The following is an 11,918-nucleotide window of genomic DNA, read 5'->3' on the forward strand; positions in this document are numbered from 1 at the left end:
AAGGTCGCTGGGCGGTTCGGGTGCTGTCAGTTCAGCGAGTGCGGCATCGCCAGGGTGAAAGGGGCGATCTCGGCGTCGAAGGAGCGGCCGTCGGGGCGGTGCATCTGGTAGGTGCCGCGCATCGAGCCGCGCGGGGTCTCGAGCACACAGCCGCTCGTGTACTCGAAGTGCTCGCCAGGCTTCAGCGAGGGCTGCTGGCCGACCACGCCGGGGCCGCGGACCTCCTCCACCTTCCCGCTGCCGTGCGTGATGATCCAGTGCCGCGTCCTGAGCTGCGCGGGCTCGGTGCCCTCGTTCGCGATACGCACGGTGTAGGCGAAGACGTAGCGATGCTCCGTCGGGGAGGACTGCGTGGGGACGTACACCGTCGAGACGGTGACCCGGATGCCCTGCGTGATGGCCGTCGACACAACCACGCACTGCCACCGCTGCGCCGCGCGCACAAGGGCCCGGCCGCGACGGGTACGCCGGGAAGCGACGGCCGGGACCCCGGAGAGGCGGCGTTGACAGCCTCCAGGCTCATCCGCAGGTTTCGCCAACCTGGGGTCAACGAGCCGTGGAGGGAGCCGCCGTGGGCGAACATGACTGTATCGGTGCTCGATGTGCTGAAGGCGAGCGGTTCGTCCCGATCGCGATCCTGCCGCCGGCGCGCGGCGAGAGGGCGGCGATGGTCCAGAACAGCGATGCCCCTGGCGGAGAGGGAGAAGGTCACGAGCCCGGGATCACGGCCATCGGGCCCGTGATGCCGGAGCGCAAGGTCCGCGAATGGGCCCTCGTGCTGCAGTCGAGCGAGCTTTGGCACGCCGTGCGGTACACCCCGGCAGGCTGGGTGCTCCTCGTGCGCGACCAGGACTACGACTTCGCGGCGACCTCGATCGATCGGTACGAGGCGGAGAACCGCGACTGGCCCCCGCGCCGGGCGCGCGAGCGCCCCCGCCACCCGCCGTCCATCGTCGCCGGGGTCGCGTTCGCCGCGCTCGCCCTCTTCTTCTTCCTCGTCACCGGCCCCGCGAGCGGCGGCGGGCGGCTGTTCCAGCGCGGCGCCTCGGTCGCCGATCTCGTCGTGGGCCCCGAGCCGTGGCGCGCCATCACCGCCCTCACGCTGCACGCCGACTCGGCCCACGTGATCGGCAACGTGATCTCCGGGACGGTGTTCGCGTCCGCCGTGCAGCGCCGCCTCGGGCCGGGCGGCACGGCGCTCGCCATGGTCGCCTCGGGCGCGATCGGCAACTTCGCGAACGCGCTCTGGCACCAGAGCCTGGGCCACCACCACGCCTCGATCGGCGCCTCCACCGCGGTGTTCGGCGCCATCGGCCTGCTCGCCGCCACGCAGCTCATGCTCGACCGCGCGCACGACAAGGACAGCGGCGAGAAGCGCCACCTCCTCCAGCTCGTCGCGCCGCTCGTGGGCGGCCTCTCCCTCCTCGGCGCCCTCGGCGCGAGCCCGCGCGCCGACCTCGGCGCGCACGCCTTCGGCCTGCTCAGCGGCGCCGCGATCGGCCTCGTCGCCGGCCTGTCGCTGCGCAAGCACCCCGCGCGGAGCCGCCCGCTCGTCCAGGTCGCGATGGGCGCGGTCGCGACGGGGATCGTCCTCGGCGCGTGGCAGCTCGCGCTCCGCGCCTGACCGCGCGCCCTCCGATCAGTCGGCCGGCCAGATCCCCACCGTGCCGCCCACCCACGTCAGATCCCGGTTCTGATCGACCCCGAGCATCCTCCCGCGCGAGAGCCGGGCCAGGTTGAGCACGAGCGAGAGCTCGGGCTCGTCCGGGGCGCGCAGGAACATCATCCGGACCTCGGCCTTCACCCCGTTTCCGTCGGGCATCACCAGCGCGGGCTCGTACGCGATCTTCTCCTGGAGCAGCCACCGCGATCGCTCGCCCTCCGGGATCGCGGCGATGTGCTCGGGCGTGACGTCGACCTTCACCCCGGAGCCCGCGAAGGAGAACAGCGGCTTGAGCACGTAGCGCTCGAGATCCTCGGGCACGCGCTCGATCGCGTCCAGCGTCCGCGCCCGCGGGACCGCGGGGTGATCGATGTGGGGCAACGTGTACTTCGACCACGTCCAGTACCAGTTCGGGTGCGAGCACCACGTGACGTCGAGCGGCTCGTCGTACCGGAACGGGAGCTCGACCCGCTTCGCCTCGAGCTCGTCGAACACGACGCGGTTGTACAGCCGGCGGACCTGCACGAGCCGCCCGCCCACGCGGCGGAACAGCCGGTCCTTCTCCCGCACGAGCGACGTCGGGCAGACGGCGTCGACGCCGACGAGGAGCTTGTTCGCCACGAAATCCGGGTAGGTCTTCTGCTGCTCCGGATGGAGATCGAGCAGGACCACCGACTCCTCCGGCTCGCCCGCGAGGATGGCGCGGCGCAGGTGCGCGACGAGATCGTCGCGGCTCCGCCCGCCGAAGCAGCACGTCCAGCGCCGGTCGAGCCCCGGCATGCCGGCCAGCAGCTCGGCCATGATCTCCGACTGCACGAGCATGAGCGCGTAGAGCGACGGGAACGCCTGCAGCTCGACCACCTTGCCCTGGAGCCCGCCGTCCGGGCCGCGCACGATGGCGAAGTCGACCTGGGCGCAGTTGGGGAGCGCGTCCATCCCGGGGACGTCGAGGTGCGCGGGGATCGCGCGCTTCATCTGCGCGATGAGCGCGGGGCTCGAGATCTGCCGCACGATCTCGGTCGCGGAGCGCTCGAGGTCGTCGCGCAGCGCGGCCGGCAGGAACAGCGGCGTCTCGGCGACGCGGAACGGGATCGAGCACCCGAGCCGCCGCTCGAGGCGGCCCATGTACTCCGCGTACGTCGCCGGCCCGAAGGCGGCGTTGAAGGCGCGCCGGAAGGTGGGTTCCATGAATTTTGGTGGTATCACGGCGGCGCGCGCGGCTGCACGACCACCTCGCCTCCGTCCGGAGCGCGGTAAGCGCCCGCGCAGGTCCGATCCGGCTTGAGGCTCCGGGCGTGGGGACTACAGTCGCCGCGAACCCTCGCCGAGGCCTGTCACGATGACGATGATCAAGCTCCGCTCCGCCATGGCACTGCCGCTCGTCGCCGCGCTCACCGCGGCGTGCTCGAAGACCCCCGAGCCGACGGCCACGACAGCGCCCGAGCCGCCGACGAGCCAGCCCGCCGCGCCCGCCCAGCCGGCGCCCACCCCGGCGGCGCCGGCCGCCGGCGCCGGCCAGCAGGCGGCCGGCGCGGAGCTCGCCTGGGACGCGCCCGCGAGCTTCGAGACCGCGCCGAACCCGAACGCGATGCGCAAGGCCACGTACAAGATCAAGCGCGCCGCGGGCGACACCGAGGACGCCGAGCTCAGCGTGAGCCAGGCGGGCGGCAGCGTGGACGCGAACATCACGCGCTGGGTCGGCCAGTTCTCCGACAAGAGCGGCGACGCCCCCAAGCGCGAGCTCAAGGTCAACGACGTCAAGGTCACGGTCGTCGAGGTGAAGGGGACGTTCGCCTCCGGGATGCCCGGCATGGGCGCCGCGACGCCGAAGCCGAACTACGCGCTGCTCGGCGCGATCGCCGAGACGCCCTCCGGCGAGCTCTGGTTCTTCAAGCTGACCGGCCCCGAGAAGACGGTGACCGCGGCGCGCGCCGACTTCGACAAGCTCGTGAACAGCCTGCGCGTGAAGTGATCCGGCGCGCCCCGCGCGCCGATCAGCACGCCACGTCCCCCGCGAAGAACCGCGCGAACGCAGGCGGGAGCGCCGCGGCGCCCGGCGCGAGCGGCGGGCGCGCGCTCGAGAGCGTCTGCCAGAGGAGGATCGTCTCGCCCGGATGCTCCCGGCCGATCTCGCGCAGCGCCGCGAGCGCCTTGCCGCTGTACGTGACCTCCCCCGGCACGCCGATCAGCCGCTCCACCTCGGGGATCGCGGCGATCGACGCGGGGGTCGGGGCGCCGTAGCCGGGACCGATCGCGCGGTGCTCGATCGCGAAGCGGGCGGCCGGGAGCCGCCGCCGGGTGAAGCGCGGCGCGCGCCGGGCGAGCAGGCGCTTCATGCTCCCGATCTCGTACCGGACGACGGCGCGGTTCGACGCGATGCGCTCGGTGATGCGCACGCCGACGACCGTTGTCGGCCAGCCGAGCATCGCCGCGCCGAGCGCGAGCCCCGCCAGCGTCCCGCCCGTCCCCGAGGGGACGACGATGCGATCGGGCCGCGGCGCCTCGCCCCGCCGGACCTGCTCGGCGAGCTCGAGCATCGCGTCGACGTAGCCGAGGCACGGGAGCGCGGCCGACGCGCCGGGCAGGATGAAGTAGGGCCGCTCGGCGCGGCGCAGCGCCCGGATCGCCCGGACCGCGGTGGTCGCGTACCCGCCGCCGTGGATGAGCTCCGCGCCGCTCGCCGCGCTCGTGAGGAGCGCCCGCTGGCCGAAGCGGGTGATCGGCTGATCGAACAGGACCGCCGTGACGCCGAACCCGAGCGCCCGGCCGAAGAGGGCCGTGGCCATCACCTGCGTCGACGCGAGCCCGCCGACCGTGACGAGCGTCCGCGCCCCGCGCCGCTCCGCGTCCGCGAGCAGGAACTCGAAGCGCCGCACCTTGTTGCCGCCGTAGAGCGGCGAGATCAGATCGTCGCGCTTCACCCAGACGCCGCCGCGGCCGAGGTAGCCCTCGATCGCCGAGCACGGCACGACCGGCGTCGGCGCGTGCGCGAGCGGGCGCCACGGGACCTGCCCCGCGAGCTCGGGCAGCTCGGCGAAGAGCGGCAGCTCCCTCGCCGCGGGCAGGAAGCCCGGCGCCGCGCCGGAGGAGCCCGCCGCGTCGGGCGCGCGGGCGCCGGCCGCGCGCTCCCCCTCGCCTTCAGGCACGCGCCGCCGCCCCGTGCCCCGCCGGCGTGCCGCCGGGACCGGCCTGCTCGCCGGCGTCGCCCGGGTCGTCCTCCGCGCCGTTTTCCGTGCCAGCGCCGAGCCGGCCGCCGCGCACGACCAGCGGATCGCTCAGGTACGTGTCCGTGAGCCGCTTCGGCCCGGCGAGGCCGACGAGCCGGAGCGGCAAGAGCAGCACCGCGAGCACCCACGACAGGAGGCCGAGCGCGAGCTTGCCCGCGTACGCCTCCGCGACGAGCGCGAGCTTGCGGCCGGCGGACAGCGACGAGATCGGCACCTCGGTCAGGCCGATCCGCATGAGACGGAGCTCCGCGATCCGCACCGAGTGGCGGACGAGATCGGGCAGGCGCTTCAGCGCAGGGTGGTCCATGGGCAGGCGCTTCTTCATGAACGCCTCGAGCCGCGACACGCCCCAGAGCGACACCAGCGCGAGCCCGAGCAGCCGCCGCCGGAGCGCGGGCCTGCCCGCGATCGCCTTCCTCGTCTGCTGCTCGCCGAAGTCGACGTGGCGCTCCTCCTGCCGCACCCCGCGCTTCAGGATCGCGACGATCTCCGGCTCATCCACGGTGTCGATCATCGCGTAGAACGCCTGGAGCACGAGGCCCTCGCCGAGGGCCATCTCGAGCGCGACGTGCTCGGACCAGTCCCCGCCCATCAGCCCGGTCGCGAGGAAGCGCACGCTCCACGTCGCCTTCTCCGGCGGCGCGCCCAGGATCTCGAGGATGCGGAGGAAGTTGCCGACGTGCTGGAACTCCTCGACCGCCTGGCGCGCGAGGAAGCGCGCGGACTCCAGATCGGGCGCGTTGTAGAGCCAGTGGCCGATCTGGACGCCGGTGATCTCTCCGTAGAGGAACTGCTGGACGGCCCAGACGATGACGTCCTTGTCCTTGACGGGATCGAGCCTGGCGCCCTGGAAATCGAACGCCATCTCTTCGCGGGTCACCAGCATCGCTCGCCCTCCGGAGCGATGAATCTAGCCCAGGTCGCAGCCCCCCGCAGGCCCGAGGTGATGAGCCCGGCGCCGCGGCGCGGCCCCTGCTCGGCTCGCCCGGGCGGAGCCGGCGCCCGTCGTGGTATACGGCCGCGGCGGCTCATCATCGTAGCCGCCGACTTGAACCTCAGGAGAAGCACCATGGCGCGCGTCCACAACTTCAACGCCGGCCCTGCCGGGCTCCCCCTTCCCGCCCTCGAGCGCGCGCAGCGCGAGCTCCTCGACTTCGAGGGGACGGGCATGTCCATCATGGAGCACAGCCACCGCGGCAAGGCGTTCGAGGCGGTGCACAACGAGGCGATCTCGCTGCTCCGCCAGCTCCTCGGCGTGCCGGACGACTACCACGTCCTGTTCATGCAGGGCGGCGCGGCCATGCAGTTCGCGCTCGTGCCGATGAACCTCCTGCCGCAGGGCAAGAGCGCCGACTACATCCTGACCGGCGGCTGGTCCGAGAAGGCGCTGGACGAGGCGAAGCGCGTCGGGACCGTCCGCGTCGCCGGGAGCACCGCGGTCGACAAGCGCTACACCCGCATCCCGCACCAGAACGAGCTCTCGCTCGACCCGAACGCCGCCTACGTCCACATGACGACGAACAACACCCTGTTCGGGAGTCAGTGGCACTGGCTCCCGGACACCGGCGACGTGCCGCTCGTCGCCGACATGTCCTCGGACATCCTGTGGCGCAAGATGGACGTCTCCAGGTTTGCCCTGGTTTACGCCGGCGCCCAGAAGAACATCGGGCCGAGCGGCATCACGGTCGTGATCGCCCGCAAGGACATCGTTGACAGCGGACGAAAAGACATTCCTGTCATTTTCCGTTATGCCACTTACGCTGCCAACAACTCGCTCTACAACACGCCTCCGACATTCGCAATCTACCTCATGCGCAACGTGCTCGCGTATACGCTCGAGATCGGTGGGCTCGAGGAGGTCGAACGGCGCAATCGCAAGAAGGGTGAGCTGCTGTACGAAACCCTGGACGCAAATCCGGAGGTTTTCCGGGCTCCGGTCGAGAAGGAGAGCCGCTCGTACATGAACGTGGTGTTCCGGCTTGCCAGCGAGGAGCAGGAAAAACGTTTCGTCGCGGAGGCTGCGAAGGAGGGTATGGTGGGGCTCGCCGGACACAGGTCGACCGGAGGTATCCGGGTCTCGATCTACAACGCAGTATCCGTGGAGTCGGTGGAACGCCTCACCGCGTTCATGCGGGACTTCGCCAAGAGGGCTTGACTCGCTGGGAGCACGACATTCTCGGTATTCCAGGCTCGCCTCGGTTTCCACCAAACCACCCTGGCGAGCCTCCCCCTAATTCGTCGCGTCCCAACCTTCAGCCCGCTTGACGTTGTTCCGCCCGGCACAACAGGCCCCCGCGGAAAGGGCCTGTCGGCCTTTCCGCAGCTTGGAAGGGGTCGGTGAACGCCGGCCCCGACCAGCGCCGGGAGGGGATGGCGAACGCTGAATCCCTGACCGATACGGTCGGGGGAGGCGTCGCCGTCCCTGACCGGCCCGGGGGGGCGGCCGTCGCCGTCTCTCCGGACTCGCAGGCCCCGGTCGGAGACCTGAATCGAGCGAGCCAACCGTAAGGAGAGGATGATGGCGAGCATGGATGATCGTGGGATGATTTCCAGGAGTGAGGAGGACCAGGAGGAGAGCGGGGCCTCGCCGAGCGAGCCCCCGCCGTCGTCAGCGACGCAGAAGGCAGCCAACGAGCGGCAGCAGCGTGGCTTCGCCGCCATGGACGAGGAGCGTCAGCGCAAGATCGCCAGCAAGGGTGGGAAGGCAGCCCACGAGAAGGGCACGGCCCATGAGTTCACGCGCGATGAGGCCCGCGCCGCCGGCAAGAAGGGCGGTGAGGTCGTCAGCCAGAACCGCAAGCACATGGCCGAGATCGGCAGGCGGGGCGGTGAGCGCGTCAGCCAGGACCGGGCCCACATGGCGGAGATCGGCCGCAAGGGCGGCGAGGCCGTGAGCGGCGATCGCCAGCACATGGCCGAGATCGGCCGCCGGGGCGGCGAGTCGCGGGGGGATCAGCCGCGGGAGAACCCGTCGCGCTGACCCGGGGGAAGGCGAGAGGCCCGGTGCCGAGGCGCCGGGCCAGCCTTCTGCATGCTTGCGCTGCCCACGACCCGGGGCTCCCGGTCGTGGCCGCAAGGTGCCTCTGCCTCTCGCGCGACGCCGCTCCGCTGGAGGAGCAGCGCAGGAGATGGCGCGTCAGGCGGCTCCTTCGGCGCGACGCCGCTCCGCTGGAGGAGCAGCGCAGGAGATGGCGCGTCAGGCGGCACGTCAGCTCGGCGCGATCGCGCCCAGCGAGACGTCGCTCGGCGTCTCCTTCGGACCGGGGATCCACTCCTCGTCAGGCTCCTCCCGCGGCAGCACGACCGGGGCGCCGTCGTAGCGCAGGCGCTTCCCGGGCCAGACGAAGCTGCGGAACAGGTAGGCGAGGAGCGAGGGCTGGTCCAGGTTCGGATGGATGAAGGGCGCCACGCGCCTCGCGTGCGCCGCGGGCAAGAGGCTCCAGTGCAGGCCGGGCTCCATGTGGTGGATGGAGTGGAAGCCGTTGTTGTACGTCCACCAGTTGACCAGCCGGCCGACGAAGTTGCGCGAGTGGTTGTACTCGCTGTGCTCGTCGCAGCCGTCGTGCTGGAGGTAGTTCATGGTCACGATCCCCCACGCAGCGTACTGGTGCGGGATGAGCACGTAGACGATGAACTTCTTCCAGTCGAGCGCGAGCAGGGCACCCATCGCGCCGAGGAACACCGCCGACTCGAGGAGCATCTGCCGGAACCAGGGCGGGTTCCGCCGGTACATCGCCTTGAAGTAGCGCAGGTCGGCGGGGAGGATGTCCCGCACCACGCGGCTCATGAAGAGCAGCCCGTTCAGCAGGTTCCAGCGGTAGCGCACCTTCGTCGTGCGCATCACGTCGCGGCGTGACTGCGTGTACTTGTGGTGGCTGAGGTTATGGCCCGGCACGTAGGCGCTGACCGGATGACCATAGGTGAGCGTCAGCGCGACCTGAAAGGCGCGGTTCATCCATCGCTTCCGGAACACGGGGCAATGGATCGCGTTGTGGGTGGCGACCGCGCCGAGGAACGAGAACGCGCAGGTCGTGGCGAGGAGCGGAATCGCGAGCCAGAGCGCCCGCGGCGCAAAGGCCCACTGCACCGCCACGAGGGCGAAGTAAGCCGCCACGAAGAGGAGCGTCTTGATATCGGCGCGGTACCGGAGCATGGCTGTTCTTCAAGGGTGAGAGGGCCGCGCGCCGGGCCGGCCGGCGGCGCGCGGGCGCTCTGGCCGATCCGGACGGGCGCGGAGGCCCGTCATCATCTCGACGCCCTTCGTACCGCATTTCTCCACTGCGGGAAGCTCCAAGTTGCATTCCGACGGGCGCTCCACACGGGCGCGCTTCACGCCGGTGTTTCACGACGATGTCGCGCGCACTCGGTGCGATCGCCTCTACGCACCTACCGCCGTCGCGGCGCGCTGGAGAGCGGTCGCCGCAGCGCGGGTGCTCCGCGGAGGGCGCGGCGGGGCGCACCGCCGCGCTCCGCCGCTTTCCACCGCTCTCCACCGCGCCGCGACCGCGCCTTCGGCGGGCGCGGCTCGCGCTTGACGACCTGGTCGCGAACCGCCAACGTGGCCGCGTGAGCTCATCGCCTCTCGGCTTCGATCCGAACGGTCCTGCGGCTGGCCACGGGGTTTACGGTCTGCCGCACACCCCCGAGGACGCTCGGGTGGTCCTCATCCCGGTGCCCTGGGAGCCGACGGTGTCCTACCGGCGCGGCGCGGCCAAGGGGCCGTCGGCGATCCTGCGGGCGAGCCGCCAGGTCGACCTCTTCGACCTGCACACGGGCAGGCCGTACGAGCAGGGCATCGCGATGCTCGACGTCGACCCCGACATCGTCCGCTGGAACGCCGAGGCGTGCGCGGCGGCCGAGCCGGTGATCGCGGCGCTCGGGGAGGTCGCGGGCGATCGGGACCTCGAGGCGCGCCTCGCGGCCGTGAACGAGCTGTCGCGCCGGCTGAACGAGCGCGTGCGCGAGCTCGCCGCGACGTGGATGGAGCGGGGCAAGCTCGTCGGGGTCGTCGGCGGCGACCACTCCGCCCCCTACGGCACGATCGCCGCGCACGCCGAGCGTTACCCCGGAATGGGCATCCTCCACGTCGACGCCCACGCCGATCTGCGCGACGCCTACGAGGGATTCACCGACTCTCACGCTTCGATCATGCACAACGTCGCGACCCGCTACCCGCAGATCTCGCGCATCGTGCAGGTCGGGCTGCGCGACATGAGCGAGGACGAGCTCAGGTTCATCCGCGCGTCGAACGGGCGCATCGTCGCCCACGTCGACGCGGCGATCGCCGATCGCCTCTTCGAGGGGGAGCCGTTCCACCTGATCGCCGACTCGATCGTCGAGGATCTCCCCGAGGACGTCTACGTGACCTTCGATATCGACGGCCTCGATCCGACGCTGTGCCCGAGCACCGGGACGCCCGTGCCCGGGGGCCTCACGTTCCAGCAGGCCGTCGCGCTCATCGGCCGCATCCAGAAGAGCGGCCGCCGCATCGTCGGCTTCGACCTGAACGAGGTCGCGCCGAAGGACGACAACGACGACTGGGACGGCAACGTCGGCGCGCGGATGCTCTACAAGCTGATCGGCTTCGCCCTGCTCTCGCAAAATCGCTGACTCTCGCGGCGGTTACGCGAGCGCGCGGCGGTAGGTCTCGATGGTAAGGTGCACGTCGAGCGTGCCGGCCATCTCGCGGCAGGAGTGCATGCTGAGCATCGGCGCGCCGACGTCGACCGTCGCGATCCCGAGCGCGGCCGCGGTGATCGGGCCGATGGTGCTGCCGCACGGGAGATCGCTGCGCACGACGAAGCGCTGGGGGCAGAAGCCGACGTCGTGACACAGCGCCTCGAGCGCGGCCGACGTCGCGCCGTCGGTGGCGTAGGACTGGTTCACGTTCGACTTGATCACGAGCCCTCGGTTGATCTGCGGCGCGTGGCGCGGCTCGTGCTGATCGGCGTAGTTCGGGTGCACCGCGTGGGCCATGTCCGCCGAGATGAGCAGCGAGCCCGCCATCGCCCGCGCGAACGCCTGGGGCTCGCGCGCCGGGTACGTGTCGACGATCCGCGCGAGCACGTCGCGGAGCACGCTGCCCGCCGCCCCGACGGCGCTCCGGCTGCCGCACTCCTCGTGGTCGTAGAGCGCGATGACCCGCGTCGCCGCGCCGGGATCGCCCGCGCCGATCAGCGCCGTTGTCGCGGCGTGGCAGCTCGCGAGATTGTCCAGCCGGGATGCAAAAATAAACTCGTCGGAGAGCCCGCCCAGCGACGCCTTGAGCGTGTCGTACAGGCAGAGATCGAAGCCGAGGACGGCGTCGCGCGGGGCGTCGACCGCGCACGCGAGCAGCGCCTGGAGGTCCGCCTCCTTGCCGAGGCCGACCACCGGGACGAGGTGCTTCTGCGCGTTGAGCACGAGCCCCTCGGAGTTGACCCCGCGGTTCAGGTGGATCGCGAGGTTCGGCACGCGCGCGACCGGACGGCCCAGGTCGACGAGGTGGCGCTCGACCCGGCCCTCCCTGCGGATGTGGACCCGGCCGGCCACGCTGAGGTCGCGGTCGAGCCAGGTCGAGTACAGCACGCCGCCGTACACCTCGACGCCGAGCTGCTGGTAGCCGCTCCGCGAGAGCTCGGCGTTCGGCTTCACCCGGAGGTTCGGCGAGTCGGTGTGGGCGCCGAGGACGCGGAAGCCGCCCCGCGCCGGGTGCTCGGCCCCGGCGACGAACGCGACGATCGTCGAGCCGCCCCGGATGACATAGCGGCGATCGCCCGGCGCGAGCGTCCACGCGTCGCGCTCGCCGAGCTCCGAGAAGCCGGCGGCCGCGAGCCGCGAGGCGACCTCGCGGACGGCGTGGAACGGCGTCGGCGCGCGATCGATGAAGGCGCAGAGGTCGCGGGCGGCCGCGACGCCGCGCTCGCGCAGCGTCGACATCTCGTCCGCGCTCCGCGCGAAGCGCTCGCCAAGGTCGGTCGATGGCCTGGAATCGCCTGCGCGATCGGAAATCTCGGGGGGCGTCATGGGGGCGCCGAGTCTAGCAGAGC

11 protein-coding genes are annotated in these 11,918 nt (G+C 71.6%); 5 read left to right on the forward strand and 6 right to left on the reverse strand.

Annotated features, from left to right (window positions below; genetic code table 11):
- Window positions 1-26: 26 nt before the first annotated feature.
- Window positions 27-410 carry a Co2+/Mg2+ efflux protein ApaG gene (gene apaG / locus WME96_RS22935; RefSeq protein WP_061614966.1) on the reverse strand — a complete coding sequence of 128 codons (384 nt, stop codon included), beginning with the start codon at window positions 408-410 and terminating at the stop codon, window positions 27-29.
- 161 nt (window positions 411-571) lie between these two features.
- Between apaG and WME96_RS22940 the strand changes: the two genes are divergently transcribed.
- Window positions 572-1,624, forward strand: a complete 1,053-nt coding sequence (locus WME96_RS22940; protein WP_437292216.1) for a rhomboid family intramembrane serine protease — start codon at window positions 572-574, stop codon at window positions 1,622-1,624.
- Window positions 1,625-1,639: 15 nt separating this feature from the next.
- Here the strand turns inward: WME96_RS22940 and WME96_RS22945 are convergent, their stop codons facing one another.
- Window positions 1,640-2,851 carry a hypothetical protein gene (locus WME96_RS22945; protein ID WP_437292217.1) on the reverse strand — a complete coding sequence of 404 codons (1,212 nt, stop codon included), beginning with the start codon at window positions 2,849-2,851 and terminating at the stop codon, window positions 1,640-1,642.
- 151 nt (window positions 2,852-3,002) lie between these two features.
- On the opposite strand from WME96_RS22945, the gene WME96_RS22950 reads away from it, so the two are divergent.
- A complete protein-coding gene (locus WME96_RS22950) occupies window positions 3,003-3,635 on the forward strand; it encodes a hypothetical protein (RefSeq protein ID WP_437292218.1) in 633 nt (210 codons plus the stop codon).
- Window positions 3,636-3,657: 22 nt separating this feature from the next.
- Here WME96_RS22950 and WME96_RS22955 read toward each other — a convergent pair whose 3' ends face one another.
- Together WME96_RS22955 and WME96_RS22960 are read right to left on the reverse strand one after the other, a co-directional pair.
- Complete coding sequence (locus WME96_RS22955; RefSeq protein ID WP_437292219.1) at window positions 3,658-4,809, reverse strand: 1-aminocyclopropane-1-carboxylate deaminase/D-cysteine desulfhydrase; 1,152 nt, start codon at window positions 4,807-4,809, stop codon at window positions 3,658-3,660.
- Window positions 4,802-5,776: a ferritin-like domain-containing protein gene (locus tag WME96_RS22960; RefSeq protein ID WP_437292220.1), complete on the reverse strand. Its 975-nt coding sequence runs from the start codon at window positions 5,774-5,776 to the stop codon at window positions 4,802-4,804. Before WME96_RS22960 ends, WME96_RS22955 begins: the two co-directional genes overlap by 8 nt.
- Before the next feature lie 183 nt (window positions 5,777-5,959).
- On the opposite strand from WME96_RS22960, the gene serC reads away from it, so the two are divergent.
- Both serC and WME96_RS22970 read left to right on the forward strand, forming a co-directional pair.
- The gene (serC, locus tag WME96_RS22965) at window positions 5,960-7,045 is read left to right on the forward strand and encodes a 3-phosphoserine/phosphohydroxythreonine transaminase (protein WP_437292344.1); all 1,086 of its coding nucleotides are present in this window, start codon (window positions 5,960-5,962) and stop codon (window positions 7,043-7,045) included.
- A gap of 387 nt (window positions 7,046-7,432) precedes the next feature.
- Window positions 7,433-7,870 carry a KGG domain-containing protein gene (locus tag WME96_RS22970; protein ID WP_433937655.1) on the forward strand — a complete coding sequence of 146 codons (438 nt, stop codon included), beginning with the start codon at window positions 7,433-7,435 and terminating at the stop codon, window positions 7,868-7,870.
- Window positions 7,871-8,098: 228 nt separating this feature from the next.
- On the opposite strand, the gene WME96_RS22975 is transcribed toward WME96_RS22970, so the two are convergent.
- Window positions 8,099-9,043 (reverse strand): fatty acid desaturase family protein, encoded by a 945-nt coding sequence (locus tag WME96_RS22975; RefSeq protein WP_437292221.1) that lies wholly within the window; start codon window positions 9,041-9,043, stop codon window positions 8,099-8,101.
- Between the two features lie 413 nt (window positions 9,044-9,456).
- On the opposite strand from WME96_RS22975, the gene WME96_RS22980 reads away from it, so the two are divergent.
- Entirely contained in the window at window positions 9,457-10,500 is a 1,044-nt protein-coding gene (locus WME96_RS22980; protein WP_437292222.1) for an agmatinase family protein, read from the forward strand.
- 12 nt (window positions 10,501-10,512) lie between these two features.
- On the opposite strand, the gene WME96_RS22985 is transcribed toward WME96_RS22980, so the two are convergent.
- On the reverse strand, window positions 10,513-11,808 hold the full coding sequence (locus WME96_RS22985; RefSeq protein WP_437292345.1) for a M18 family aminopeptidase: 1,296 nt from the start codon (window positions 11,806-11,808) through the stop codon (window positions 10,513-10,515).
- Window positions 11,809-11,918 lie beyond the last annotated feature (110 nt).

This window comes from Sorangium sp. So ce406 (genome assembly GCF_051474675.1).
Lineage (GTDB): Bacteria > Myxococcota_A > Polyangia > Polyangiales > Polyangiaceae > Sorangium > Sorangium cellulosum_G.